The sequence below is a fragment of the Pseudomonas sp. LB3P81 genome, from assembly GCF_054897965.1.
Genome location: NZ_JBUBVG010000001.1, coordinates 5,373,374 through 5,399,192 on the forward strand (window position 1 = coordinate 5,373,374; position 25,819 = coordinate 5,399,192).

At 59.3% G+C, this 25,819-nt stretch carries 27 protein-coding genes and 4 tRNA genes; 21 read left to right on the forward strand and 10 right to left on the reverse strand.

Going from position 1 to position 25,819, the window contains the following annotated elements; genetic code table 11:
• The first annotated feature begins 142 nt into the window (after window positions 1-142).
• Complete coding sequence (locus tag ACYZTL_RS24910; protein ID WP_461953963.1) at window positions 143-1,024, forward strand: LysR family transcriptional regulator; 882 nt, start codon at window positions 143-145, stop codon at window positions 1,022-1,024.
• 68 nt (window positions 1,025-1,092) lie between these two features.
• Here the strand turns inward: ACYZTL_RS24910 and ACYZTL_RS24915 are convergent, their stop codons facing one another.
• Entirely contained in the window at window positions 1,093-2,004 is a 912-nt protein-coding gene (locus ACYZTL_RS24915) for a DMT family transporter (RefSeq protein WP_461953964.1), read from the reverse strand.
• Window positions 2,005-2,100: 96 nt separating this feature from the next.
• Between ACYZTL_RS24915 and ACYZTL_RS24920 the strand changes: the two genes are divergently transcribed.
• Entirely contained in the window at window positions 2,101-2,964 is an 864-nt protein-coding gene (locus ACYZTL_RS24920; RefSeq protein WP_461953965.1) for a LysR substrate-binding domain-containing protein, read from the forward strand.
• 177 nt (window positions 2,965-3,141) lie between these two features.
• Here ACYZTL_RS24920 and trhP read toward each other — a convergent pair whose 3' ends face one another.
• Complete coding sequence (gene trhP / locus ACYZTL_RS24925) at window positions 3,142-4,467, reverse strand: prephenate-dependent tRNA uridine(34) hydroxylase TrhP (protein ID WP_461953966.1); 1,326 nt, start codon at window positions 4,465-4,467, stop codon at window positions 3,142-3,144.
• 163 nt (window positions 4,468-4,630) lie between these two features.
• Between trhP and ACYZTL_RS24930 the strand changes: the two genes are divergently transcribed.
• Entirely contained in the window at window positions 4,631-5,692 is a 1,062-nt protein-coding gene (locus tag ACYZTL_RS24930; RefSeq protein WP_461953967.1) for an AI-2E family transporter, read from the forward strand.
• On the opposite strand, the gene ACYZTL_RS24935 is transcribed toward ACYZTL_RS24930, so the two are convergent.
• The 3 genes from ACYZTL_RS24935 to ACYZTL_RS24945 all read right to left on the reverse strand — a co-directional run bounded on the left by ACYZTL_RS24935 (window position 5,689) and on the right by ACYZTL_RS24945 (window position 6,932).
• Window positions 5,689-5,871 carry a hypothetical protein gene (locus ACYZTL_RS24935; protein WP_461953968.1) on the reverse strand — a complete coding sequence of 61 codons (183 nt, stop codon included), beginning with the start codon at window positions 5,869-5,871 and terminating at the stop codon, window positions 5,689-5,691. The genes ACYZTL_RS24930 and ACYZTL_RS24935 overlap by 4 nt on opposite strands.
• A 112-nt stretch (window positions 5,872-5,983) precedes the next feature.
• On the reverse strand, window positions 5,984-6,178 hold the full coding sequence (locus ACYZTL_RS24940) for a hypothetical protein (protein ID WP_461953969.1): 195 nt from the start codon (window positions 6,176-6,178) through the stop codon (window positions 5,984-5,986).
• Between the two features lie 385 nt (window positions 6,179-6,563).
• Complete coding sequence (locus tag ACYZTL_RS24945; RefSeq protein ID WP_461953970.1) at window positions 6,564-6,932, reverse strand: hypothetical protein; 369 nt, start codon at window positions 6,930-6,932, stop codon at window positions 6,564-6,566.
• Between the two features lie 244 nt (window positions 6,933-7,176).
• On the opposite strand from ACYZTL_RS24945, the gene ACYZTL_RS24950 reads away from it, so the two are divergent.
• Together ACYZTL_RS24950 and ACYZTL_RS24955 are read left to right on the forward strand one after the other, a co-directional pair.
• On the forward strand, window positions 7,177-7,995 hold the full coding sequence (locus tag ACYZTL_RS24950; RefSeq protein WP_461953971.1) for a shikimate 5-dehydrogenase: 819 nt from the start codon (window positions 7,177-7,179) through the stop codon (window positions 7,993-7,995).
• 86 nt (window positions 7,996-8,081) lie between these two features.
• The gene (locus tag ACYZTL_RS24955; protein WP_461953972.1) at window positions 8,082-8,600 is read left to right on the forward strand and encodes a cupin domain-containing protein; all 519 of its coding nucleotides are present in this window, start codon (window positions 8,082-8,084) and stop codon (window positions 8,598-8,600) included.
• Window positions 8,601-8,661: 61 nt separating this feature from the next.
• Here ACYZTL_RS24955 and ACYZTL_RS24960 read toward each other — a convergent pair whose 3' ends face one another.
• Window positions 8,662-9,309 carry a YceH family protein gene (locus tag ACYZTL_RS24960; RefSeq protein ID WP_461953973.1) on the reverse strand — a complete coding sequence of 216 codons (648 nt, stop codon included), beginning with the start codon at window positions 9,307-9,309 and terminating at the stop codon, window positions 8,662-8,664.
• A gap of 282 nt (window positions 9,310-9,591) precedes the next feature.
• Here ACYZTL_RS24960 and ACYZTL_RS24965 point away from each other — a divergent pair, with 282 nt between their 5' ends.
• The 5 genes from ACYZTL_RS24965 to ACYZTL_RS24985 are packed head-to-tail and all read left to right on the forward strand — an operon-like array spanning window position 9,592 to window position 13,705.
• A complete protein-coding gene (locus tag ACYZTL_RS24965) occupies window positions 9,592-10,569 on the forward strand; it encodes an NAD-dependent epimerase (RefSeq protein WP_461953974.1) in 978 nt (325 codons plus the stop codon).
• 46 nt (window positions 10,570-10,615) lie between these two features.
• Window positions 10,616-11,356 (forward strand): glycosyltransferase family 2 protein, encoded by a 741-nt coding sequence (locus ACYZTL_RS24970; protein ID WP_461953975.1) that lies wholly within the window; start codon window positions 10,616-10,618, stop codon window positions 11,354-11,356.
• Window positions 11,353-11,631 (forward strand): lipid-A-disaccharide synthase N-terminal domain-containing protein, encoded by a 279-nt coding sequence (locus tag ACYZTL_RS24975; RefSeq protein WP_461953976.1) that lies wholly within the window; start codon window positions 11,353-11,355, stop codon window positions 11,629-11,631. Before ACYZTL_RS24970 ends, ACYZTL_RS24975 begins: the two co-directional genes overlap by 4 nt.
• 3 nt (window positions 11,632-11,634) lie before the next feature.
• Entirely contained in the window at window positions 11,635-13,155 is a 1,521-nt protein-coding gene (locus ACYZTL_RS24980; RefSeq protein WP_461953977.1) for an ArnT family glycosyltransferase, read from the forward strand.
• Window positions 13,156-13,195: 40 nt separating this feature from the next.
• Window positions 13,196-13,705, forward strand: coding sequence for a DUF1993 domain-containing protein (locus ACYZTL_RS24985; protein ID WP_461953978.1), 510 nt, complete (start codon window positions 13,196-13,198; stop codon window positions 13,703-13,705).
• Between the two features lie 865 nt (window positions 13,706-14,570).
• Here the strand turns inward: ACYZTL_RS24985 and sstT are convergent.
• Window positions 14,571-15,803 (reverse strand): serine/threonine transporter SstT, encoded by a 1,233-nt coding sequence (gene sstT / locus ACYZTL_RS24990; RefSeq protein ID WP_461953979.1) that lies wholly within the window; start codon window positions 15,801-15,803, stop codon window positions 14,571-14,573.
• A gap of 281 nt (window positions 15,804-16,084) precedes the next feature.
• Between sstT and ACYZTL_RS24995 the strand changes: the two genes are divergently transcribed.
• Window positions 16,085-17,239, forward strand: coding sequence for an MFS transporter (locus ACYZTL_RS24995; protein ID WP_461953980.1), 1,155 nt, complete (start codon window positions 16,085-16,087; stop codon window positions 17,237-17,239).
• A 4-nt stretch (window positions 17,240-17,243) separates the two neighbouring features.
• On the opposite strand, the gene nhaR is transcribed toward ACYZTL_RS24995, so the two are convergent.
• Complete coding sequence (gene nhaR / locus ACYZTL_RS25000; RefSeq protein ID WP_461953981.1) at window positions 17,244-18,143, reverse strand: transcriptional activator NhaR; 900 nt, start codon at window positions 18,141-18,143, stop codon at window positions 17,244-17,246.
• A gap of 284 nt (window positions 18,144-18,427) precedes the next feature.
• Here nhaR and ACYZTL_RS25005 point away from each other — a divergent pair, with 284 nt between their 5' ends.
• The 5 genes from ACYZTL_RS25005 (at window position 18,428) to ACYZTL_RS25025 (ending at window position 21,130) form a co-directional block, all read left to right on the forward strand.
• Window positions 18,428-18,670: a hypothetical protein gene (locus ACYZTL_RS25005; protein WP_461953982.1), complete on the forward strand. Its 243-nt coding sequence runs from the start codon at window positions 18,428-18,430 to the stop codon at window positions 18,668-18,670.
• Window positions 18,671-18,698: 28 nt separating this feature from the next.
• Window positions 18,699-19,448, forward strand: a complete 750-nt coding sequence (locus ACYZTL_RS25010; protein ID WP_461953983.1) for a TerC family protein — start codon at window positions 18,699-18,701, stop codon at window positions 19,446-19,448.
• Window positions 19,449-19,932: 484 nt separating this feature from the next.
• Window positions 19,933-20,592, forward strand: coding sequence for a peptidase C39 family protein (locus ACYZTL_RS25015; protein WP_461953984.1), 660 nt, complete (start codon window positions 19,933-19,935; stop codon window positions 20,590-20,592).
• A gap of 76 nt (window positions 20,593-20,668) precedes the next feature.
• On the forward strand, window positions 20,669-20,893 hold the full coding sequence (locus ACYZTL_RS25020) for a DUF6021 family protein (protein ID WP_461954372.1): 225 nt from the start codon (window positions 20,669-20,671) through the stop codon (window positions 20,891-20,893).
• A gap of 21 nt (window positions 20,894-20,914) precedes the next feature.
• Complete coding sequence (locus ACYZTL_RS25025) at window positions 20,915-21,130, forward strand: hypothetical protein (RefSeq protein ID WP_461953985.1); 216 nt, start codon at window positions 20,915-20,917, stop codon at window positions 21,128-21,130.
• Window positions 21,131-21,313: 183 nt separating this feature from the next.
• Here ACYZTL_RS25025 and pbpG read toward each other — a convergent pair whose 3' ends face one another.
• Both pbpG and folD read right to left on the reverse strand, forming a co-directional pair.
• On the reverse strand, window positions 21,314-22,252 hold the full coding sequence (gene pbpG, locus ACYZTL_RS25030) for a D-alanyl-D-alanine endopeptidase (RefSeq protein ID WP_461953986.1): 939 nt from the start codon (window positions 22,250-22,252) through the stop codon (window positions 21,314-21,316).
• Window positions 22,253-22,491: 239 nt separating this feature from the next.
• Window positions 22,492-23,346: a bifunctional methylenetetrahydrofolate dehydrogenase/methenyltetrahydrofolate cyclohydrolase FolD gene (folD, locus tag ACYZTL_RS25035; RefSeq protein ID WP_461953987.1), complete on the reverse strand. Its 855-nt coding sequence runs from the start codon at window positions 23,344-23,346 to the stop codon at window positions 22,492-22,494.
• A gap of 275 nt (window positions 23,347-23,621) precedes the next feature.
• On the opposite strand from folD, the gene ACYZTL_RS25040 reads away from it, so the two are divergent.
• The 5 genes from ACYZTL_RS25040 to tig all read left to right on the forward strand — a co-directional run bounded on the left by ACYZTL_RS25040 (window position 23,622) and on the right by tig (window position 25,811).
• A tRNA-Arg gene (locus ACYZTL_RS25040) sits at window positions 23,622-23,698 on the forward strand.
• A 32-nt stretch (window positions 23,699-23,730) separates the two neighbouring features.
• Window positions 23,731-23,806, forward strand: a tRNA-His gene (locus tag ACYZTL_RS25045).
• A 54-nt stretch (window positions 23,807-23,860) separates the two neighbouring features.
• Window positions 23,861-23,945, forward strand: a tRNA-Leu gene (locus ACYZTL_RS25050).
• Window positions 23,946-24,023: 78 nt separating this feature from the next.
• Window positions 24,024-24,099 (forward strand) — tRNA-His (locus ACYZTL_RS25055).
• A gap of 401 nt (window positions 24,100-24,500) precedes the next feature.
• Window positions 24,501-25,811 (forward strand): trigger factor, encoded by a 1,311-nt coding sequence (tig, locus tag ACYZTL_RS25060; RefSeq protein ID WP_214377369.1) that lies wholly within the window; start codon window positions 24,501-24,503, stop codon window positions 25,809-25,811.
• The last annotated feature ends 8 nt before the right edge of the window (window positions 25,812-25,819 follow it).

Sequence of the window (25,819 nt, forward strand, 5' to 3'; positions counted from 1 at the left end):
TAAGATTTGATGATTAAACCCGCTACACTCCGAGCGGTTTATACATCGGGCCGCCGCTGAGCGTGCCAAATCTATTCATTCTGCCGATCCTCGACAAACGACAATATTTCGGCTGAGCCATTAGAAAAATTGGGGAGTAGGCATGATCCGCCCGCAATTACCGCTCAATGCACTGCGCGCTTTCGAGGCCTCCGCGCGCCACCTGAGTTTCACACGGGCGGCGGTGGAATTGTGCGTCACGCAGGCTGCGGTGAGTCATCAGGTCAAAAGCCTGGAAGCCCAACTCAACGTCACGCTGTTCAAACGCTTGCCCCGCGGCTTGATGCTGACCAGTGAAGGGGAGACCTTGCTGCCGGTGCTGCGAGAGTCCTTCGACCGCATCGCCGAAACCCTCGAACGTTTCGAGGGCGGGCATTTTCGCGAAGTGCTGACGGTGGGCGCTGTGGGAACGTTCGCGGTGGGCTGGTTATTGCCGCGATTGGCTGACTTCCAGGCGAAACATCCGTTTATAGATTTGCGCCTGTCGACCAACAACAATCGAGTGGACGTGGCGGCGGAAGGGCTGGATTACGCGATTCGGTTTGGCGCGGGGGCGTGGCACGGGATTGAAGCGGTGCGCTTGATTGAGGCGCCGTTGTCGGTGTTGTGCGTTCCCGAGATTGCCCGGCAACTGCACACGCCCGACGATCTGTTGCAGCAAACGTTGCTGCGTTCCTATCGCACGGATGAGTGGCCCGAATGGTTTCAGGCCACCGGCCTGCCTGCCCATGCCGCCCCGCCCCGGAGCATCGTCTTCGATTCGTCGCTGGCGATGATGGAGGCGGCGCTGCAAGGAATGGGCGTGGCATTGGCGCCACCGCTGATGTTCGCCCGACAACTGGCGGCGGGTGCCATCGAGCAACCGTTCGCTATCGGCATCACCACCGGCAGCTACTGGCTGACCCGCTTGCAGTCACGATCCGAGACATCGGCGATGGCGGCGTTCAAGGGTTGGCTGCTGCAAACGGCACAACTGAACGACTGAACACCGCCCCCCCCTGTGGGAGCGGGCTTGCTCGCGAAGACGCCAGACGCATCACCACAACTCAACCATCAAATACTCGCCACCCGAATCGCCACCCACCGCCGCTCCAGATTCAACGCCAACACACTGACCAACACCACCATCGCCCCCACAACAATCATCACCGTCGGCCGTTCCCCCAGCGCAAACGACGCCATCGCCATCGCCGTCGGCGGCACCAGATACAGGGTCATCGTCGCCCGGCTCAAATCAACGTGAGCCAACACAAACGCCCAGGCCAGATAAGCGAGCGCACTCGGAAACACGCCCAACGCCACCACCGCCAACTGCACATGAATCGGTGCACTCACGGCCTCCGCCGCCAACCCCGGCAGATACACCAGCAACAACGCCGTCCCCGACCACACCGTGTAGCAAACCAGCGTCAGTCCGTCGTAACGCCCGGAGTGATGTTTCTGCAACGCGAAGTAGAAACTCCACGACACCGCCGCCAACAAGATCAACAAACCATGGGTGTCGATGCTGCCTACCCCGCGATCACCGGCGACCACGATCACCACGCCGAGCAGCCCCAGAAAAACACAACCCCAGCGCCAGACGCTCACCCGGTCCTTGAACACGAAGCGCGCCAGCAGCGTGCTGAACAACGGCGTTGTTTGCGCCAGCACACTGGACGCACCGGCGCTGACACCTTGCTGTCCGAAATTGATCGCTACGTGATGCAGGCTCACGGCAAAGAAACCGAGACCGAACAGCAGCGGCACGTCGCGAAGGTTTGGCAGGCTGATGCCTTTGACCAGCGCGACCAGCGCCATGAACGCAGACGCCACCAGGAACCGCAGCAACGCCAGATGTCCGGGGTCATAGGCCTGCAAACCGATATGAATGCCGGTCGGGGAGTAACCCCAGCAGGCCACGACAAACGCCATGGCCAGGATGATTTTGACGCGAGAGGGGGCGGGGGTTGCGAGTGGTTGCATGGCCGGGCACCTGTGGTCGTATGCATCGAGTATCAGAACTCGGACCGTTCGCCACAACTGACTTATAATGCGTTAACTGTTCACTTTTGGTGATGTATGGAACTGGCGCAGATTCGCATGTTCAAGACTGTTGCCGACGTCGGCAGCATCGCCCGCGCAGCCGAGTTGTTGCATTGCGTGCCGTCGAACATCACGGCACGGATCAAGGCGCTGGAGGCGGAGTTGGGTGTCGCGCTGTTTTTACGCGAAGGCAGAGGGTTGCGCATCAGTCCGTCGGGGCAGACGTTTCTGGCTTATGCCTCAAAGATTCTCGCGCTCACGGCGGAGGCCAAACGCGCGGTCGACCCCGCTGCCGAGCCCTCCGGCCCGCTGCGTATCGGCGCGATTGAATCCTCGGCCACCGGGCGTTTGCCGCGTTTGCTCGCCAAGTTCCACAAGCGTTACCCGGCGGTGGCGCTGGAACTGACCACCGGCACCTGGGGCCAATTGCTTGATGACACCGTCAGCCACCGGCTCGACGGCGCGATCGTCGCGGTGGATGTCGAGCGCGCGCACCTCAAGCGCACGCCGATGTACCGCGAAGAGCTGCTGCTGATCGCCTCGACGTCCCTGGGCCCGGTGCGTGATATCACCGACTTGCAGGACAAAACCGTGTTCATGTGGCCACAGGGCTGTCCTTACCGCGCAGCGCTGGAGCATTGGTTGTTGCGCCAAGGGCAAGCGTTGCCGATTGTCAGCCTGGCCAGCTATGGCGCGATTGTCGGTTGCGTCAGCGCGGGGGCGGGCGTTGCGCTGGTGCCTAAAGGTGTGTTCGATCAGTACGCCAAAGGCGCCGGTTGCGCGGGGTACGAATTCCCCGAGCTGACCGCCATCGACAACCTGTTTTACTGGCACGAAAACGCCGGGGTTCACCCGGCGCGAGAGGCGTTTGTGGCGATGTTGCGGGAAGAGTTTGCGTAGACGACTTCATGGATACTGGACTTTGTGGCGAGGGAGCTTGCTCCCGCTGGGGAGCGAAGCGCCCCAAAACCTGAGCATGCGTTTCTTCGGGTTGAACAGTGATCACCCATCTGCGATTGCTTCGCGCTCGAGCGGGAGCAAGCTCCCTCGCCACAGGTTTTTATCTGGTCTACCGGGCTACTTCATACCCACATCCCGCATCAACAACCCAAACCGCAAATCCACCGCCTCCGGAATCGGCAGATACACTGTGTGTCCGTCCCCCGGCGCCACTTCAATCGACTGGCCTTTAACGTTCTGCAACTGATGCAGATCGAAGTGGAAATTGCCCTTGGGTGTCATCAGTTCCATGTGATCGCCCAGGCCGAAACGGTTCTTCACCTTGACCTCCGCCAACCGGTCACGCCGCTCGCCGGTCAGCTCACCGACAAACTGCTGCCGCTCCGACACCGAACTGCCGTTCTGATAGTTCTGGTATTCGTCATGCACATGCCGACGCAGAAAACCTTCGGTGTAACCGCGCTGGGCGAGGGATTCCAGATCGGTCATCAGGCTGCGATCAAACTGGCGACCGGCCACGGCATCGTCGATCGCCCGGCGATACACCTGAGTAGTTCGCGCACAATAGAAATGGGATTTGGTCCGGCCTTCGATTTTCAGTGAGTGCACGCCCATCTGCGTCAGACGCTCGACATGCTGCACGGCGCGCAGGTCCTTGGCGTTCATGATGTAAGTGCCGTGTTCGTCCTCGAACGCCGGCATCAGTTCGTCCGGTCGGTTGGCTTCCTGCAACAGGAACACCTGATCGGTGGGCGCACCAATCCCCAGGGTCGGTTCGGGCTGGAAGGTCTGCACGATCTCGCCGAGCTGGTTTTCCGTGGCTTCTTGCGCGGAGTACTTCCAGCGACAGGCGTTGGTGCAACTGCCCTGATTGGCATCGCGCTTGTTCATGTAACCCGACAACAGGCAGCGGCCGGAATAGGCCATGCACAGCGCGCCGTGAACGAACACTTCCAGCTCCATGGCGGGCACTTGCTGGCGGATTTCGGCGATTTCTTCCAGGGACAGTTCCCGCGACAGGATGATCCGGCTCAAGCCTTGTTGCTGCCAGAACTCGACGCTCGCCCAGTTGACCGTGTTGGCCTGCACCGACAGGTGAATCGGCATCTGCGGGAAGTGCCGGCGCACCAGCATGATCAAGCCGGGGTCGGACATGATCAGGGCGTCCGGCGCCATGGCGATTACCGGCTCCAGATCCTTGAGAAAGGTTTTGAGCTTGGCGTTGTGCGGGGCGATGTTCACCACCACGTAGAAGCGCTTGCCTTGGGATTGCGCCTCGCGAATACCGAGCGCGAGGTTGGCATGGTCGAATTCGTTGTTGCGCACCCGCAGGCTGTAGCGCGGCTGGCCGGCATACACCGCATCGGCGCCGTAGGCGAAGGCATAACGCATGTTTTTCAGGGTGCCGGCGGGGGCGAGCAGTTCTGGCGTGGCGAGGGTCATGGACGTGTCGATCGCAAAAGCTCGCGAGGGTAATCGGCTTGCCCGCGAGTTTCATTGATCTGGATCTATGCTTGATGAACAAACGGATGGCACTCGCGCGAACCGTGGCGGACTAAGCATCAGGACGCGACATTGCGTCCTTGCGGACTGACATGGATCGGACATGAACGAACAGACGGTACACAACAAATCGCTGGTGATCCTGCTTGGGCTGGTGACCGCGGCGTTTATCTGGATTCTGCTGCCGTTCTACGGCGCGGTGTTCTGGGCCGTGATCCTCGGCATTCTCTTCGCGCCGCTGCAGCGTCGTCTGCAACTGAAGTTTGGCTGGCAACGCAACCTGACGTCGCTGCTCACCCTGAGCATCTGCCTGATGATCGCCATTCTGCCGGTGATCATCCTCAGTATCCTGCTCGTTCAAGAGGGCGCCACGCTGTACAAGAGCATCGAAAGCGGCGAGCTGGACATCGCGGGGTATGTGACGCATTTCAAGCACAGCCTGCCGCCGTACTTTCAACACTTGCTCGATCGGGCCGGGATCGGCGAGCTGGATGGGTTGCGGGAAAAAATCATCAAGAGTGCGGTGACGGGCAACGAGTTTGTCGCCACTCAGGTATTCAGTTTCGGGCAGGGAACGTTTGATTTCGTGGTGGGCTTTTTCATCATGCTCTACCTGCTGTTCTTCTTTTTGCGCGACGGTGCGGAGCTTGCGCGCAAGGTTCGCGCTGCCGTGCCGCTGGAGGAACACCAGAAACGCCGCTTGCAACTGAAGTTCAACCGTGTGGTGCGCGCCACGGTGAAAGGCAACCTGCTGGTGGCCATCACGCAAGGCGCGTTGGGCGGTCTGATTTTCTGGTTTCTCGACATCCCGAGCGCATTGCTCTGGGCGGTGCTGATGGCGTTTCTGTCGCTGTTGCCAGCGGTGGGTGCGGGGATTGTCTGGGCGCCGGTGGCGGCGTTTTTCCTGTTCAGCGGGGCCATTTGGCAGGGCGTGGTGCTGGGGCTGTTCGGCGTGTTTGTGATTGGCCTGGTGGATAACGTGCTGCGACCGATCCTGGTGGGCAAGGACACCAAGATGCCGGACTATCTGATCCTCATCTCGACCCTCGGCGGCCTGGCGATTTTCGGGCTCAACGGTTTTGTCATCGGGCCCTTGATCGCGGCGCTGTTCATGTCGAGCTGGGCCATTTTCATCGAAACCCAACCGCGGGTGCAGTTGCCTTAAGCGCTGAGTCGATCGGTGCCGAGGCGTTGCGACAGAGCCTTTGCGGCGTTAAGCGATGTGAGCGGACCGCTGATCGGTTCGCCGTCCTGCATCAGATACCAACAGGCGAGCAATCCCAGCTCTCTAAGCGGTGCGGGAACGGCGCTGCCGATAACGGACATGATCTGAACCTGGGACATAAGTACCTCCATCAATCTATGGAGCTACCTTACGGACCCGGTGCTTGAACGAGAAATCAACGCTTTCGATAGTCGTCATTGACGCCAGCGGGCCCAAACGACCATCTGTCGGTCAGTCGACCACCAGGTCCAGCATATGGACCACTTCGTGCTCGTTGAGCAGGCCTTTGCGCACCAGGTTTTCGGCCAGCAGCGAGAGAAATTTGGCGCTGCGATGGCCTTCCAGGTGCTTGAGTTCGGTCAGGGCGTTGTACACCTTGCCGGAGGTGCACAAGCTGATATCGCGATGCGGGTTTTGCGTGGGCATCAGGTCGTCCTTGTTGTTATCAACCTGTTGTTGACGGACAGATCCAGGCTTGCGGACCTGTCATGACATAAACATGACCGTTTCCCCCAGCGCGGGGGAAGGGCGTTTGAATCAATCTTGCCCACTTGAACCGGCGGGACTGTCCCGATAGCGACCTTGGCGAGATTTATTCAGACCTTCACCGACGAACGGGCAATACCTTTGTGGCGAGCGAGCTTGCTCGCGTTGGGCTGCGTAGCGGCCCCAAAAATCTGACAACCAATGCCGATTTTTGTGAGTGCTACGCACTCAAGCGGGAGCAAGCTCCCTCGCCACAGGTTTCTCTGATTCAAGACTCTCTTAAGTGAACAGCATTACCCTACAAAAACGGGGCCTTGAGAGCCTGTTACCAGCGGCCGTAACCGTGGGGATGGCCATAATAATAACCGCGTGGCGGGCCGTAATAGCCGCGGGGTGGACCGTAGTAGACCGGTGGCGGGGCGTAATAGACCGGTTGTTGCACGTAGACCGGGGCCGGCTGGTAGTAAACCGGTGGCGGTTGCTGCACGTACACCGGTTGCGGCTGGTAGTAAACCGGTTGCTGGACATAGACGGGCCGGTTGCTGTTGATGATGGCCGAACCGACGATGGCCGAGCCAACGATCGCGCCAAATACCGCTGGACCTTGCCAACCGTGACCGCCGCCAGCCTCTGCCTGCCCTGCGATAGCAAGAGCACCGATCAGCAAGGCAACTGTGGGGATTTTACGGATCATGATCATTCCTCGGTTCTTCACCCCGGCGCTTGCGTCTGCAATAGACCCAAGGATTGTCGCGGGGATACCTCTAAGACAGCGTTTTTTTGAAAATCAGCACGGCCGTTGGGTAAATTTTGTGTAAGGTCTGTACCCGCTTCCTTACCCTCGTGCGCTGCCATAGCAGGCACACCCTTATGATCGATCAGATCGCGATGGCCTGGCTAATCCCGTCCATCTGAAAGTGCTGTCGAAGGAGATTTACATGCAGATGAACCCCAACAAAGACACTCAACTGTGCATGTCCCTGTCGGGGCGTCCGGGGAACTTTGGCCTGCGATTTCACAATCACCTGTACGAACAGCTGGACCTTAATTTCTACTACAAGGCATTCCGCAGCCAGGACCTGACCGGCGCGGTCGCGGGTATTCGCGCCCTGGGCATTCGCGGCTGTGGCGTGTCGATGCCGTTCAAGGAAGCCTGCATTGCGCTGGTCGATGAGTTGGACGCGTCCGCCGCCGCCATTCAATCGATCAACACCATCGTCAACACCGATGGTCACTTAAAGGCTTACAACACCGACTACATCGCCATCGCTCAATTACTGGAAACCCACCAGGTGCCCAAGGACTCGACCTTTGCCCTGCGCGGCAGCGGCGGCATGGCCAAGGCGGTGGCCAGCGCCTTGCGCGATGGCGGTTACAAAAACGGCTTGATCGTGGCCCGTAACGAGCGCGCCGGGCGTGCCCTGGCGGAATCCCTGGGCTATGAGTGGCAAGCCGAGCTGGGCACCCGGCGCCCGCAAATGCTGATCAACGTTACGCCGATCGGTATGACCGGCGGGCCTGAGGCCGATCAACTGGCCTTTGACGCCGATGTCATTGCTGCTGCGCAGACTGTCTTCGATGTGGTGGCGATCCCCTCGGAAACGCCGCTGATCGTGCGCGGTCGTGCCGAAGGCAAGCGAGTGATCACCGGGCTGGAAGTGATTGCGATCCAGGCGCTGGAGCAGTTTGTGTTGTACACCGGGGTGCGTCCGACGGAGGAGCAGTTTCAGAAAGCGGTGGAGTTTGCGCGTAGCTGACTGTCCTTAAATTTTGGTTGGCTGTGCCGGCCCCTTCGCGAGCAAAGACTTGCCCACCAATAACAACACCGTGCCCGAGGTTTCCCATGCACCCCGCCATCCTCAACCTGAATCAGGTCGAACTCGAACCGCTGCCCGAAGCCCTGGCGCCGACCGGTGAAACGGCCGGCCGCTATCAACAGCGGATGGCCCGTGTCGGTCAGCAACTGGGTGCGCAAAAGCTCGGTTATCGCTTGTACGTGCTGGAACCGGGCATGCGTGGCAGTCCGTTTCACAGCCATCGGGTCAACGAGGAAATGTTTTACGTGGTCGCGGGGGAAGGGGAGATCCGTCTCGGGGCCGAGCGTTTTCCCATTCGGGCGGGTGACGTGATCGCCTGCCCGCCGGGCGGTCCGGAAGCGGCGCACCAGATCATCAACACCAGCAGCGGTGAATTGCGCTATCTGGCGGTCAGCACCCAGCAATCGCCGGAGATTTGCGAGTACCCGGATTCTGGCAAATACGCGGTGATGGATGATTTCAAAGTCGATGCCGAGGGCAATGCCTCGGGATTCGTCGCCATCGCCAGACAGGCCGACTGTGTGGATTACTGGGACGGCGAGTAGACACAGATCTAATGTGGGAAGGGCCGGGCGACGTTCCCACATTTGAGTCTTTGGTGTCAGGTTATTCGAGGCGAGCCAATCGCTCTTCCAGCGCGGCGATTCGCGCTTCGAGCTCTTCGATGCGTTCTACTGACACACCGCTGCCGGCACCACGTTCAACCGGATTCTGCCGCGCCGCGAGAATCGCTTCGATATCCGCCGGATCACCCAGCGCATGCATATAGCGGTCTTCCCGCTGCCCCGCCTGACGTGGAATCAGCAACGCCAGACCGCGAGCAATCAAGCGCTCCAGTTGATGTACAACCTGCTCGGCATCTTCGAACTCATGCATGCGGCCGCTGCGGGTCAGCAGTTCGTTGATTGTCTGCGGGCCGCGCAGAAACAGAAGTCCCGTCAGAATCACCTGCGCCGGCACCAGTTCCAGTGCCTTGTCGACCTTGTGCTCCCAGCGGTCGGCGCGGCTGCCCATTACCAGTTTGGCAAACCCGCGCCCTTCGAGGGCACGCAGGCTCTGGCCGACCTGGCCCTGAGTGAGGTTCATCACCGGTTCGCGGCTGGTTTTCTGGTTGCAGGCAATCACTAGGGCGTTGAGGGTCAGCGGGTAGGTTTCCGGGCTGGTGGCCTGTTTCTCGATCAACGAACCGAGAATGCGGGTTTCCGTGCTGTTCAGGCGCGGCTCGTCGAAGGTCGTTTCTTGCTCAGTGCTCATGATGCTGCGTCCTTACCCCGGTTCATATTCTTCTCCTGCTGGCATGCACTTTAGATTGGCGTGCGCCAATGGCAACTGAATTCGTCGCACCGACCCGGCAATGGTCATAAAAGCTACATCAATCCATAACGCAATTTTTACATTCTGGCGGGCACCGTATGCAGGGCCGTGGCATAAGCATATCGACGACGTCACTGGCCTTACTGACTGCAACCTGGAGCAAGGCATGACGCTGACGTTGGGTACGACCCGCAATAATGCGCTGATCGGCGCGCACCTGCCATGACCGTGCTGGTCACCGGCGCCGCCGGTTTCATCGGTTTTCACACGGTCAAGCGCCTGTGTGAGCAAGGTCTTGAAGTGGTCGGCATCGACAATCTCAACGACTACTACAGCGTGGAACTCAAACACGCTCGGCTCAATGAGCTGCGTGCCTTGTCGGGCTTTCATTTCCAGACACTGGATATCGTCGACAAACCTGCTCTGATCGAGTTGTTCAAGGAACACCGCTTTACCGAGGTGATCCACCTGGCGGCCCAGGCCGGCGTTCGCTACTCGCTGGACAATCCGGACGTGTACGCGCAATCGAACCTGACAGGGTTCCTGAATGTGCTGGAAGCCTGCCGACACCATCGCCCCGAGCATCTGATTTATGCCTCGAGCAGCTCTGTGTACGGCACCAACAGCAAAATGCCGTTCAGCGTCGAAGACGCCGTGGATCATCCGGTTTCGCTGTACGCCGCGAGCAAGCGTGCCAATGAGCTGATGGCCCACAGCTACTGCCATCTGTATGGAATCAAGGCCAGCGGTCTGCGGTTTTTTACCGTGTACGGACCTTGGGGCCGCCCTGACATGGCGCTGTTCAAGTTCACCGAAGCGATCCTCAACGACAAACCGATCGACCTCTACAACCAGGGCCTGATGTCGCGGGATTTCACCTACATCGACGACATCGTCGAAAGCATCGCGCGCCTGCGTCCACGTCCGCCGTTGCCGGATGTCGCTGGCGAGGGCGTCAACCGGATTTTCAATATCGGGCGCGGCACGCCGGTGGCGTTGCTGGATTTCGTCGATTGCCTGGAGTCGGTCCTGGACCGGCAAGCCCGGCGCAACTTGATGCCGATGCAGGCGGGCGATGTGCTCAAGACCTGGGCGGACGTGTCGGCATTGGCGCAGTGGGTCGATTTTCGTCCGCAAGTGACACTCGAGACCGGCGTTGCGCAATTCGTGAAGTGGTATCGCCACTTTTATCAGATTTGAAACATTGGCCCTCGATCATAAAAAATCCAGGGAAACAGGGGCCTCTATGAGCCAAGACCTATTTGTATCCGTGCTGATTCCGGCAAAGAACGAAGCGAGCAATCTCACTTCGCTGCTGGAAGAAATCCGCGTCGCACTGGCGGATGAAGCGTATGAAGTCATCGTCGTGGATGACGGCAGCACCGACGCCACCTTGCAGGAATTGCGACAGACTCGACACAGCGGCCTGAACACCCTGCGCATCCTGCGGCATGACCGCTCGCTGGGGCAGAGCACGTCGCTTTACCATGCCGCGCTTGCCGCCCGAGGCCGATGGCTGGCCACCCTCGATGGCGACGGTCAAAACGACCCCGCGGACATCCCCGGCATGCTGGCGCTGGTGCGCAATGAGCGCGCAGGCGCCGACTTGCATTTGGTGGCCGGGCATCGGGTGAATCGCCGTGACACCGCGAGCAAGCGCTGGGCCTCGCGGTTTGCCAACGGACTGCGCAGCCGCATGCTCAAGGACCAGACGCCGGACACCGGTTGCGGGCTGAAACTGATCCAGCGCGCCGCGTTTCTGCGTTTGCCGTACTTCGACCACATGCACCGCTTCATTCCTGCGCTGATCCAGCGCCATAACGGCCGCATGATTACCCATCCGGTCAACCATCGATCGCGCACGGCCGGGGTCTCCAAGTACGGCAACATCGACCGTGCGCTGGTGGGCGTTCTCGACCTGATCGGCGTCTGGTGGCTGATCCGGCGCACGCGTCTGAGCACCCACGCGCAGGAGATCGAAGGATGAACCTGTCCCGCGAAACCTTGTGGCTGGTGGTCGGTTTCAGTGGCCAGATCGCCTTCACCGGCCGCTTTGTCCTGCAGTGGCTGTACAGCGAATACAAAAAACGCAGCGTGATTCCGGTGAGCTTCTGGTACCTGAGCATCATCGGCAGCGCGCTGTTGTTCGCCTACGCGATTTACCGAGAGGACCCGGTGTTCATCGCCGGTCAGGCGTTCGGCTCCATCGTTTATTTGCGCAACCTGCAATTGATTGCCCGCAGCAAAACCTTGAAGGACTGACCCATGCGCCGAACCCTGTCACCCAGCGTCGAATGCCTGGGGCTGATGTTGCTTGCTCTGTTGTTGGTCGGCGCGGGGCTCGGGCTGCGCCAGCCGCAGAATGTGGACGAGGAGCGATTCCTCGGCGTGGCGCTGGAGATGCTGCACAACGGTTCGTGGCTGATTCCTCACCGCGCTGCGGAGATTTACGGCGATAAACCACCGATCTTCATGTGGACCGTGGCGTTTTTCACCTGGATCACCGGGATGCCCGCCATTGCCCTCTATATTCCGGGTCTGCTGTCTGCCACTTCGGTCACGGCCATGCTCTACGACCTGGGCCGCCGACTCTGGAACCGGCGTGCCGGTCGAACGGCGGCGCTGTTGTACCTAGCGACGTATCAGACCTACAGCATTCTGCGGACCGGCCAGATCGACAGTTTTCTGATTCTGTTCACCTCGCTGGGCCTGTATGGCCTGGCCCGACACCTGCTGCTCGGACCTGCCTGGCGCTGGTTTTACGCCGGATGCGCCGCCATGGGGATCGGCGTGATCACCAAAGGGGTCGGCTTCGTGCCGGCGTTGATGCTGATTCCGTATGCCTACGCGGTGCGCAAAGGCTGGCCCGGTGTGGTGGCGATGCCGGGCGAGGCGCGCAAATGGTTGATGGGTTTTGTGGTGGTGCTGGGCGCCGTGGCTATCTGGCTGCTGCCCTTGGCGCTGTCCATCGTGCTCAATGGCAGCGCTGACGAAATTGCTTATGCGAGGGAAATCCTGCTGCGCCAGACGGCGGGGCGCTATGCGGCCGCCTGGGACCACCGCGAGCCGTTCTGGTATTTCTTCGTCAGCGTCATTCCGCAGTATTGGCTGCCGTTGGTGCTCGCCTTGCCGTGGCTGATTCCCGCCTGGCGCAGGCAATTGCGCAAGCGCGACGGTCGAGTGCTGGTTCTGCTGGGGTGGGTGGTGCTGGTCGTGCTTTTCTTCTGCCTGAGCAGTGGCAAGCGCAAGTTGTACATCTATCCGGCGTTGCCGGGGCTGGTGCTGGTCGCCGCGCCGCTGATGCCGTGGCTGTTCAAGCGCTGGTTCCGTCGGCGTCTGCTCGGCTGGCGGATCTTTCAGGGGGTGGCCGTGACCTGGTTTGCGCTGTGGTTCGCCCGCGGTTTCATCGAACCGGTCAAGGACGGTGCCAATCCCCACGAGGCGTTGATGGCGCAGGCGGCGGCGATGACTCAGGGCGCGGATCTGGTGTTGGTCAATTGGCGCGAAGGCCATTGGTTGTTCGCAAGGCAACCGATCGTGCATTTTGGAATGGCCGGTTCAACGGTCGAACAGGCGGCGCAGTGGTTGCGCGAACATCCGCAGGCGTACGCGTTGGTGCCGGATGAACAGCTCGGCCAGTGTTTCAATCCTCAGGCCGCCCGGGAGCTGGGCGAAACCTCGCGGGCGCAGTGGTCGATCGTCGGTGCCGATGCCGATAACGGCCAATGTCACCCCGGACCGCCGGCCCATATCTATCGCTTCACCTGGGACCGTGCATCGCTATAATCGACCCCACGTTTCACTCCTGTTACCACACGAGACTGCCATGACCATTTCCCTGTATGACGCTTCCGTTCCGGTTTTCAAACAAATGCTCACCGCCCTGAGCGACGTTCTGAACAAGGCCGAAGCCCACGCCACTGCCAAGAACATCGATCCGAATGCTTTCCTGCAAGCCCGCCTGTACCCGGACATGTTCCCGCTGGTGCGTCAGGTGCAGATCGCCGTGGATTTCGCCAAGGGTGTTTCTTCGCGTCTGGCCGAGGTTGAACTGCCGAAGTACGACGACACTGAAACCACCTTCGCCGAGTTGCAAGCGCTGCTGACCAAGGTTCTGGCTTACATCGGCGAGATCAAGCCTGAGCAGATCAACGGCAAGGAAGGCATCGAGATCATCACCCGTCAGGGCACGCCGAAAGAGAAGCGCTTCAGCGGCCAGGCTTACTTGCTGAGCTACGGCCTGCCGCAGTTCTTCTTCCACGTCACCACCGCTTACGCACTGCTGCGTCACAACGGTGTGGAAGTGGGCAAGCGCGATTACATGGGCGCGTTCTAAACCGCCCGGGTACAAAAAAGCCCGCCAAGGTTTGCGCCTTGGCGGGCTTTTTATTGTCCTTATGGGAGCGGGCCAGCGCGCGAAAGCTGTGTGTCCGGCGGCTGGGTTTTTGATGGTGTACATATCCGTTGCTTCGGTAACGGCGGCTTAGGGTTCCGCCCTGACGGCGGGTTACTTTGAAAAGCGCAAAGTAACCAAACGCTTTCGCCCCTGACGTGCGGTGCCTCGCTCCGGTCCTGCTCCGTGGGCCCGCCGCGATCGGCCATCCCTGGCCGTGCGCGGCTAACCCGGCATCCATGCCGGGTTGCCCACTGCACAGAACCTGCGCTCGGCCTTCCGACGGGGCAGATCAAAATCAAAAGCCAAAGCAAGATCAACAGCCAGAGCCAGAGCGAGCACGTACCTCCTGTGGGAGCGAGCCTGCTCGCGATGGACGTTAACGATGACGCGTGCTGTCTGAGTGAACGCGGTGTACAAGCGATTTTCGCGAGCAGGCTCGCTCCTACAGGAGATCCGCGTACGCTTTCGCTTTTCACCACTCGTCAGGCCGAGCGTTAGCTCGCCTTCAGTTTTTGATCTGGCTTTTGCGGTACTCGCCCCGTCGAGAGGCCGAGTGGAGGTTCTGCGTAGTGGGCAACCCGGCATGGATGCCGGGTTAGCCGCCCCTGGCCATGGATGGCCGATGGCGGCGGGCCCACGGAGCAGGACCGGAGCGAGGGCATGGCGAGCCTCAGCGAGGCACCGAACGAAAGGGGCAAAAGCGCTTGGTTACTTGGCGCTTTTCCAAGTGACCCGCCATAAGGGCGGAACCAATAGCCGCCGTTACCGCAGAAACGGATATGCCCCAAACCCAAACAACCACCAGTCACGCCATACGCTGAGCCTTCTCGTCCTCACCCAAACAAGCCGCCGCCGTAAACAGCACATCAGTCGAAGAATTCAGCGCAGTCTCCGCCGAATCCTGCAACACACCAATAATGAAACCAACCGCCACCACCTGCATCGCGATTTCGCTCGGAATCCCAAACAGACTGCACGCCAGCGGAATCAGCAACAACGACCCGCCCGCCACACCCGAAGCGCCACACGCGCAGATCGCCGCGACGACGCTCAACAGGATGGCGGTCGGAATGTCTACGGCGATACCCAGCGTATGCACGGCCGCCAGGGTCAGCACGGTGATGGTGATCGCGGCACCTGCCATGTTGATGGTCGCACCCAGCGGAATCGAGACCGAGTAGGTGTCTTCATGCAAACCCAGACGCTTGCTCAATTCCAGGTTGACCGGAATGTTCGCCGCCGAGCTGCGGGTAAAGAACGCTGTGATGCCGCTTTCACGCAAGCACATGATCACCAGTGGATACGGGTTGCGACGCAGCTTCCAGAACACGATCACCGGGTTCATCACCAGCGCCACAAACAGCATGCAGCCCAGCAACACCACCAGCAGATGCGCGTAGCCGATCAAGGCACCGAAACCGGAGGTGGCGAGGGTCGATGCCACCAGACCGAAAATCCCCAGCGGCGCAAAACGGATCACCAGGCGCACGATCAGGGTCACGCCGTTGGACACGTCGCCGAGCACCTCGCGCGTGGTATCGCCGGCATGGCGAATGGCGACGCCCATGCCGATGGCCCACGCCAGAATGCCGATGAAATTGGCGTTCATCAGCGCGCTGACCGGGTTGTCCACCACGCTCAGCAGCAGACTTTGCAGCACTTCACTGATACCGCCCGGCGCCGTCACCGCGACGTCGTGGGTGGACAGCACCAGACTTGACGGGAACATCATGCTGGCCACGACCGCGACCACTGCGGCGGCAAACGTGCCGAGCAGGTACAGAAACAGAATCGGCTGGATGTGGGTTTCCTGGCCGTGTTTGTGGTTGGCGATCGACGCCATGACCAGCACGAACACCAGAATCGGCGCGACGGCTTTCAGCGCCGAGACGAACACTTTGCCGATGAACGCGGTGGACTTCGCCACCTCAGGCGCCAACAGCGCCAGGGCAATCCCGGCGATCAGTCCGATGATGATTTGCGTAACCAGGCTCAAGCGTTTCAAGCGTTGCAATAGCGAAGGGGATGAAGCGGTCATAAAACGGCATCTCTGATTTTATTAGGTGCGGGGGGTGTCGCGACATCGCGGCCATTAAAGGGCGGATGAACAGGGTGTACGAATCGCAGGGCGCGGACTTTATCACAGCGTCGTCTTCATCCTTCAGACCTGTGAGGATCTGCCGCCCGCCTGTTAAACGCGATTGGCAGGTTCGTGCAACCGCGTTTGGAAACACTCTGTTAAGATTGCGCATCCTCATTTTCATCTCTGCCAGTGGGCCTTCGGGCTATCGCTGGTGTCGTCGTTTTCTGGAGTTCTGCATGCTGTTGCCCATCCTTCTGTTGTCCGCCGCCGGTTTCACGGTGCTGACCACGGAATTCATCATCGTCGGCCTGTTGCCGGCGATCGCCCGGGATCTGGACGTCAGCATCCCCCAGGCGGGTTTACTGGTGACCTTGTTCGCCTTCACCGTCGCCGCCTTCGGGCCATTCCTGACTGCGTATTTCGCCCGGTTCGAACGGCGCAAGCTGTTCATCTCGGTGTTGATTATGTTTGGTCTGGCCAACACCCTCGCGGCATTTGCGCCGAACATCTGGGTGATGGCCGTTGCGCGGTTGATTCCCGCGCTCGGGCTGCCGGTGTACTGGGCCTTGGCGAGTGAGACGGCGGTGGACATCGTCGGACCGGATTACGCCGGACGCGCCATCGCCAAGATCGGTTTCGGCATTGTCTGCGCCACGGTGTTCGGCATCCCGGTCGGCACGCTGATTTCCGATGCATTCGGTTGGCGCAGTGCCTTCGGCATTCTGGCGGTGATCGCGTTTGCCAAGGCGTTGTTGCTGTTTATCTACCTGCCGAAAACCAACCTGCACCAGCATCAGGTGAGTTTCCGTTCGCAGTTCAAGATCCTGCGCAGCCCGCTGATGATTGGGCATGTGCTGCTGTCGATTCTGGTGTTCAGCGGGATGTTTACCGCTTACACCTATCTGGCCGACATCCTTGAACGGCTGGCCGGTTTCAACGGCACGGTGGTCGGCTGGTGCCTGATGGGTTTTGGCGCGGTGGGCCTGATCGGCAACTCGTTGGGCGGGCGCGCGGTGGATCGTCATCCGCTGATCGCCTCAATGATGTTCTGCGCGTTCATGATTGCTGGCCTGGTGGCGTTGGTGCCGAATATTCATTCACCTCTCGGCCTTGCGGCGGCGATGGGCATCTGGGGCGTGACGCAGGCGGCGCTGTTTCTGGTCAGCCATGTGCGTTTGATGAAGGCTGCGCCCGAAGCGCCGGCGTTCGCGGCGTCGCTGAACATTGCCGGGGCCAACCTCGGGATCGGCCTGGGCGCCATGATCGGCGGCCGGGTCATCGACGGTGTCGGCCTGCAAGGTCTTGGTTTCGCGGCGGCCGCGTTTATCCTGGCCTCGATCCTGTTGGCGATCGCGCTGATGACCTTCAAGCCACGCGAAATCTGCGCCTGACGCCTTACATCGCGGTGAACAGTTCGCGTCGGGCACCTTCGGTAATCGCAACGATGCCGGGGTGCTTGACCTTGCGTTCCACCGAAATGGCGTAGAACGACTCGGTCACCGCGTCGGTCTGGCCGATCAACTCCACGCCGTACTGGCGTTTCACTTCCTCGGCAATCACGCTCGGGCCGATGAAAATTCCGCTGCCGGATTGACCAAACGCCTGCATCAGGGCGCTGTCATCGAACTCGCCGACGATGCGAGGCTGGATCTGCTGTTCGGCGAACCAGCGTTGCAAGCGGCTGCGCACCACGGTTTCCGGCCCCGGAATCAGCAACGGCGCGCCGTGCAGGCTGCGCGGGAAATCCTGACCGTACTGCGCCGCCAGTTCAGCGGTGGCGAAGAAGCTGATCCCGCATTCCCCGAGTTTCTGGCTGTAGCCCTTGATGTCCAGGTGCGACGGCATCGGGCTGTCGGAGATCACCAGATCGAGGCGTTGAATTGCCAGGTCGGCGAGCAAGCGTTCCAGTTTGTCTTCGCGACAGGTGATACGCAGCGGCTCGCTCAACTCCATCGTCGGCGCAATCAGTCGATAGACGATGGATTTGGGCACCACGTCGGCCACACCGACCCGAAACAGAATCTGCTGCTCATTGGGTTGCGCCCGCAACATCAACTCCAGTTCACCGCCGAGCTGAAACATCTGTTCGGCGTAGGGCAGGGCCTGACGCCCGGCTTCGGTGAGTTCCAACTGTCGGCCGACCCGGCGAAACAACTCGATACCGTAGGTGTGTTCGAGCAGGGATATCTGCCCGCTGATGGTCTGCGGCGTCAGGTTCAGTTGCTCGCAAGCGCGCACGATGCTGCCGGTCTTGGCCACCACCCAGAAGTAGTGCAGTTGTCGATAGTTGAGCATTGATTGGATATCCCCGATTCGTATCTTCTGTAGGAGCTGTCGAGTGAAACGAGGCTGCGATCTTTTGATGTTGTTTTTAAAAGATCAAAAGATCGCAGCCTCGTTTCACTCGACAGCTCCTACAAGCGCCTACAAGCGCACGCATGATTTTCAGACGGTAGTTCGTTAAAACCGAAGTATAACCGCTGAAAATACGAATTTTCCTGAAGTGTTCGTCTCCCTAGAATGCCTCGCTATCAACGGGCCATCGTTTCGCCCCGTTCTGTTCTATCGAGGAAAGCATCATGAAGCTTAAAACCACGGCACTGCTGATCGCGTCTTTACTGGTATTGGCCGGTTGCGAACAGGCCGAAAAAAGCGCTCAGCAACTGATGGGCAAGGCTGCCGAAACCGCCAAACAAGCGATCGACGATACCCACAAAGCTGCCGAGCAAGCGATCAGCGATGCCACCGGCGGGTTGATCAGCAAGAAAGAATCATCGGGTGAAGACAAAGAGAAAACCGAATCTTCGTCCCAGGAAATCTAAACCGTCTTAAACGAGTCAGGACTGACCCATGGAATACCTTTTAGAACTTGCTGCAAGCCCCACCGCCTGGGTTGCCCTGGCCACGCTGGTGGTGATGGAAATCGTGCTGGGCATCGACAACCTGATCTTCATCTCGATCCTGACCAACAAACTGCCCGAGCAGCATCGGCAGAAAGCGCGGCGCATCGGTATCGGCATGGCGCTGATCCTGCGACTGGCACTGTTGAGCACCATCGCGTTCATCGTCCAGCTGACTGAGCCAGTGATCGAGATCCTCGGCCACGCGTTCTCCTGGAAAGACATGATCCTGATCGCCGGCGGCCTGTTCCTGTTGTGGAAGGCGACCACCGAGATCCATCACAGCATGGACCCGGCGCCGGAAGATCCGAAGTCTGCGACCTCGACCGTGACCCTGGGCTTTGCCGCTGCGATCGGGCAGATCCTGATGCTGGACATGGTGTTCTCCATCGACAGCATCATTACCGCTGTCGGCATGACCGAGCATTTGCCGATCATGATCATCGCGGTGGTGGTGTCGGTGCTGGTGATGTTGCTCGCGGCTGACCCGTTGGCGAAGTTCATCAACGACAACCCGACAGTGGTGATGCTGGCGCTGGGCTTCCTGATCATGATCGGCATGACGCTGATCGCCGAAGGTTTTGGCGCCCACGTACCGAAAGGCTACGTCTACGCGGCGATGGCGTTCTCGGCCACGATCGAGGGCTTGAACATGATGTCCCGGCGGGCGAAGCAGAAGCGCATGGCCGCTGAAGCGTAACCTGCGTTAAACAAAAGGCCGCCTGCGCTCGAAAGAGCCCAGGCGGCCTTTTTTGTTCGGGTGTTTGAATGAGCCGGTCAATGTGCCGTGGCGTGGCGTGGCGTGGCGCCGGTTTATCGGTCTTCGTTTCCCGAATGAGCCGGGCAGGGTGGTGGTGCCGGCGCGCAATCCGCAGGACGCCCCACAACATGGCGGCGGCCACGGCCAGCCAGCCGGAAATCAACATCACTATGGTCATTGTCAGGCTCATCAGTGCCTCCTCTTTGCCCTGCTGCGGGCACACACACTCTGCAAGTGACAGTCTAGTCGCTGCCATGTTTCAGGCAATTGACCAAAGGTCGTCTGACACCAACGAGTTCGCTCTATCGAAAGCAATCAACTGCCGGTTAAGGCTATACCGATGCCGCGTGGCGTCCTATGATCGACGGCCAAGCCGGGAGCACAATGACGGCGTCTGAACAAGCGAGTGATGAGGGTGCGGGTAATGTCTCGAATTCGAATGGCAGCACTGATTGCCGGTTGCGTTGCGGGTCTGGCCGGCTGCGCGGGAAGCGTTGCGCCGGAGGTCAAGCGTCTGCCGGAGCGGGTAGAACTCAGCGGCACATTCTACCGAGGCCAAGACTATCAAAGCGGGCCGCAGATCCTGGCGAGCATGCTGTCGCAACAGGGCGTCGTGATTACCCCGGGTTTGCTCGAAAAACCCTTGCACGTGCCTGGCGCCGAAGCGCAATTGCAGCAGAACATGCAGAACCTGGCTCGCGAGTACGGCATGGTCGTTTATCCCCTCGACAGCAATCTGCCTGCACTGCTGACCCAGGTCGCCGCCGGTTATCCGGTGATGGTGCGCTTCACCGAAGGCTCGGCATTCTGGGCGGAACCGCGTTACGCCATTCTCGCCGGGTACAACCGTCAGAAGCAGACGGTGTTGCTGCGCGCCGGGATGAATCGTCGCGAGTTGATGAGCTTCAGCTCGTTTGAGTCGGCATTCAAGGACGCCGGCGGTTGGGCGGTGTTGATCCAGAAGCCGAACCAGATTCCGGCCAATGTCGATCAGCAACGCTGGTTGAAAGCGGCGAGCGATCTGGCTCAGGCCGGCCAGGAACAAGCGGCGGCCCGTGCGAAGAAGGCGCTGGGCGCTCAGTAGGTTTCCGTTCGTCATCTGCATCGCACGGTCTCGCGCGATTGGCCTCTAAGGGATAAGCGCCCGGATTTCTCCGGGCCTGACCAAGGAGGCGCCCACGGCACATTCCACCACTCCTTCCGGCCCGCACTCGTCTGAACATTCATCAGGCGACGAGTTGGGTTTTGACCCCGATTCGCCGGACCTCGCCGATCCTCAGGTCGACCCGATCGGACCTGCCAAGGCGCCCAAAGACGTAAAGCCGGGCGAGGATAACAAGGCCCCCGCGAAGCCTTACGATCCGCTGGCAAATCTGAAACCCTGACGTTCAGTGTGAGAGGTGTGTATGTCTACCGATTCGAGTTTTGACGACAAGCGTCCGGACAGTGTTCCAACTACCCCCGAAGACGACATTGATCCGGTGATGGATCCGGACAGCCCGATGCGCGACCCTTTGGCCAGGCCTGCGGTGGTGCCGACCGGGCATCCGCAAGGCAGGAAAGATCCGAGTGCCGGCGATGGCATTCCGGATGATGACCAGATGCCGCTGCCGAATGATTGACACTGACTGATCGGAATGCTGTTCAGTTAAGAGAGTCTTGAATCAGGGAAACCTGTGGCGAGGGAGCTTGCTCCCGCTTGAGTGCGTAGCACTCACAAAAATCGGCAATGGTTGTCAGATTTTTGGGGCCGCTACGCAACCCAGCGTCGGAACGCCGCCCGGAGCAAGCTCGCTCGCCACACGTTACTTCGAGGCTTCAACCACACCGCTTTGACGGTGCTTGAGGTTCTTTTCCGATTTGTATTGCAGGGCTTCGGACGGAACGTTGGTGCCCTTGCCGGTCTCGACCCAGTTGCGAATACGGCTGGCATCGGCGAAGTGCGTGTACTTGCCGAAGGCGTCGAGAATCACCAGCGCCACCGGGCGATTGCCCATGCTGGTCACCAGCACGAGGCAATGGCCGGCCTCGTTGGTGAAACCGGTTTTCGTCAGCGTGATGTTCCAGTTCGGCTTGCGGACCAAATGGTCGGTGTTGCGGAACGCCAGGCTGTAATTGGGTTTGCGGAACGAGACGGTTTTTTCCTTGGTGGTGCTCAGCTCGGTCAAAATCGGGTACTTGTGCGCGGCGATCAGCAATTTGCTCAGGTCGCGTGCAGTCGACACGTTGCGCGGCGAAAGGCCAGTCGGTTCGACATAGTGGGTGCTGGTCATGCCGAGCGCCTTCGCCTTGGCGTTCATGGCCGCAATAAAGGCGACGTAACCGCCCGGATAGTGGTGGGCCAGGCTAGCGGCGGCACGGTTTTCCGACGACATCAGCGCAATCAGCAGCATTTCCCGGCGTGGCATTTCGCTGTTGAGTTTGACCCGGGAAAACACACCTTTCATTTCCGGTGTATCGCTGATGTTGATGGAGATGTACTCGTCCATGTTCTGCTTCGCTTCAACCACGACCAGCGCCGTCATCAGTTTGCTGACAGAGGCGATCGGCACAACCACGTCCGGGTTGCTGGCGTAGATGACTTTGTTGGTCTGCAGATCCATCAGCAATGCGCTGCCGGAGGCGATCTTCAGTTGGGTGGTGTCACGTGGTGCCGCAGTGGTGTCGGCAGCATTGACCGTTGGCGTGATGAACGTCCCTGTAAATGCAAAAAATAGGCTCAGGATGGAAAGACGGATTTTCACGCTGGCAGACTCATGAGGTGTGGATTAGCCGTTATGTAACGGGCTGTTTCTTGAAAACCGACGCATTCTAGGAGTATGGCTGAAGAACTGTCGATAGTTGTTCAATCAACAGATGAAAGTCCTTGAAAGCCCCTACAAAACAGCAGGATTCCGGCGAGTGGTCGTGTTATTTCTCCGGAAAAAAAGAACCCCGCCAGTGGCGGGGTTCTTTTGTTCGTCGCTTATGTTCAAGCGTGAACTCAGCTGTGCAGCGTTTCCGCCGCGTACAGCGTGTTTTCCAGCAGGCAGGCGCGGGTCATCGGGCCCACGCCACCCGGCACCGGCGTGATCCAGCCGGCGCGGGTCAGGGCGGTTTCGTAGATCACGTCACCGACCAGTTTGCCGTCTTCCTGACGATTGATGCCGACGTCGATCACGATCGCGCCTTCCTTGATCCACTCACCCTTGACCAGACCCGGCTTGCCGGCGGCGACCACCACCAGGTCGGCGCGACCGACGTGGCCTGCCAGATCCTTGGTGAAGCGGTGGGTGACGGTCACGGTGCAGCCGGCCAGCAGCAACTCCATCGCCATCGGACGGCCAACAATGTTGGAGGCGCCGATGACCACTGCGTCCATCCCGTAAAGATCGGCACCGGTGCTTTCCAGCAGCGTCATGATCCCTTTGGGCGTGCAAGGGCGCAGCAGCGGAATACGCTGGGCCAGGCGGCCGACGTTATAAGGATGGAAGCCGTCGACGTCTTTGTCCGGACGGATGCGCTCCAGCAACATGGACGCATCCAGGTGTTCAGGCAAAGGCAACTGAAGCAGAACGCCGTCGATTGCCGGGTCGTCGTTCAGGCGATCGATCAGATCGGTCAGCGCTTCCTGAGTAGTTTCGGAAGGCAGGTCGTAGGCTTGGGAAATGAAGCCGACCTCTTCACAGTCTTTACGCTTGTGCGAGACATAAACCTGAGAGGCAGGATCGCTGCCGACCAGAATCACCGCGAGGCCCGGCGTGCGCAGGCCTTGCTCGCGACGCTCGGTCACTCGTTTGGCGATCTGCTGGCGCAGGCTGGCGGCGATCGATTTGCCGTCGATTAGTTGTGCAGTCATTGCGCGTGATTAACCATCGAGAGGGGAAAAAAAGAGAACGCATTCTCGCATGTCATGAGGTGAGGGCAAAGGCGCTTGGTCTGCAAATTCCCCTAACTCCTTTAATTAAATGAATTTTTTATAAAAAGGATTTGACGACCCCCGGGGGGCTCTATACTATTCGTCGCACTTGTCGGGCACAGCCTAGCACTGGTTAAGAAGGTTGCGCGGAATTACGGTTCTGCAACGCTGGAAAGCACTTAGTTTGTAGTCCTCCAAGAGTACAGATTAATAAGGCGCCCGTAGCTCAGCTGGATAGAGCATCCGCCTTCTAAGCGGATGGTCGCAGGTTCGAGTCCTGCCGGGTGCGCCATTAGGCAGCTTAGGCACAAGTAGCGCGATATGGTGGGCGTAGCTCAGTTGGTAGAGCACGGGATTGTGACTCCCGTTGTCGTGGGTTCGATCCCCATCGTCCACCCCATATTTCGAAAGGCGCCAGATTAACAGTCTGGCGCCTTTGCTTTAACGGCTTCACGCGGATGTGGTGGAATTGGTAGACACACTGGATTTAGGTTCCAGCGCCGCGAGGCGTAAGAGTTCGAGTCTCTTCATCCGCACCAAATAAAGCTTCACTCATGCCGGTTGGCCTGGTTGGGGTTCAACAAAGAAGTTGTTTGGCTTCTTTGTAACGCAATATGGTGGGCGTAGCTCAGTTGGTAGAGCACGGGATTGTGACTCCCGTTGTCGTGGGTTCGATCCCCATCGTCCACCCCATATTCCGAAAGGCGCCAGATTTAACAGTCTGGCGCCTTTTTTGTTTCAGTGTTTTGAGTGTCGGCGGCTGCAGGTTCTGGGTCGCAGGGGCAGGGCGTTTCGTCGTATTTATGCTTCTCGATGATGCCGCGCTGCCCGCCGGCCTTGCGTGCAAGGTCGGCTGTCAGGGAGATGATTGGCAACCTCTTCTATATATAGAAGGGTTGGCGCAGAGCCTTGGCGTGATTGGTTGTATTTGCCACCGGGGCGAGACGCAATCGTGCATTCACCCCTATAAATTGCCTGCTGCGTTTTTACCCGTTTTCAGTAGGGTGACTTCTTGAGTTTGACCTACTAGAATGCATGCCCTTGATTCTGGGGTCGGAAACGGCCGGCCAACGTCTGTGCAACGAGGAATATCCATGCAAGTTTCTGTTGAAAATACTTCTGCTCTTGAGCGCCGCATGAGCATCACCGTGCCGGCTGAGCGCATCGAGACTCAGGTCAACAAGCGTCTGCAGCAGACAGCCCAAAAGGCCAAGATCGCTGGTTTCCGTCCAGGCAAAGTGCCGATGAGCGAAATCAAGCGCCGTTTTGGTGCTGATGCACGTCAGGAAGCTGTCGGCGACGTCATCCAATCCTCTTTCTACGAAGCAGTAGTTGAGCAGAAGCTGAACCCGGCTGGCGCTCCTTCGATCGAGCCGAAATCCCTGGAAGCTGGCAAAGACCTGGAATACGTCGCGATTTTCGAAGTGTTCCCTGAGTTCACCGTTGCCGGTTTCGAAGGCATCACTGTAGAGCGCCTGAGCGCTGACGTGGCTGACGCTGACCTGGACAAAATGCTGGACGTCCTGCGCAAGCAGAACACCCGTTTCGAAGTGGCCGATCGCGCTGCCCAGAACGACGACCAACTGAACATCGATTTCGTCGGCAAGGTCGACGGTGAAGTGTTCGCTGGCGGTTCCGCCAAGGGTACTCAGCTGGTTCTGGGTTCCGGCCGCATGATCCCTGGTTTCGAAGACGGTCTGGTTGGCGCTAAAGCCGGCGAAGAACGCGTTCTGAACCTGACGTTCCCAGAGGACTATCAGAACCTCGACCTGGCGGGCAAAACCGCTGAGTTCACCGTGACCGTGAACACTGTTTCCGAGCCAAAACTGCCAGAGCTGAACGAAGAGTTCTTCGCTCAATTCGGCATCAAGGAAACCGGTCTGGAAGGCTTCCGCGCCGAAGTTCGCAAGAACATGGAGCGTGAACTGCGTCAGGCGATCAAATCCAAGGTCAAGAATCAGGTCATGGACGGTCTGCTGGCCACCAACCCGATCGAAGTGCCAAAGGCTCTGCTGTCCAACGAAGTTGACCGTCTGCGCGTGCAGGCTGTTCAACAGTTCGGCGGCAACATCAAGCCTGACCAACTGCCGGCCGAGCTGTTCGAAGAACAAGCCAAGCGCCGTGTTGTTCTGGGTCTGATCGTGGCAGAAGTGGTCAAGCAATTCGACCTCAAGCCTGACGAAGCCCGCGTTCGCGAAATGATTCAGGAAATGGCTTCGGCTTACCAAGAGCCTGAGCAGGTTGTGTCTTGGTACTACAAGAACGACCAGCAACTGAACGAAGTCCGTTCGGTTGTGCTGGAAGAACAAGTTGTGGATACTGTTCTGCAGAAAGCTAGCGTGACCGACAAATCGGTCTCTTACGAAGAAGCAGTCAAGCCGGTAGAAGCTCCACAAGCCGACTGATCGTTTTT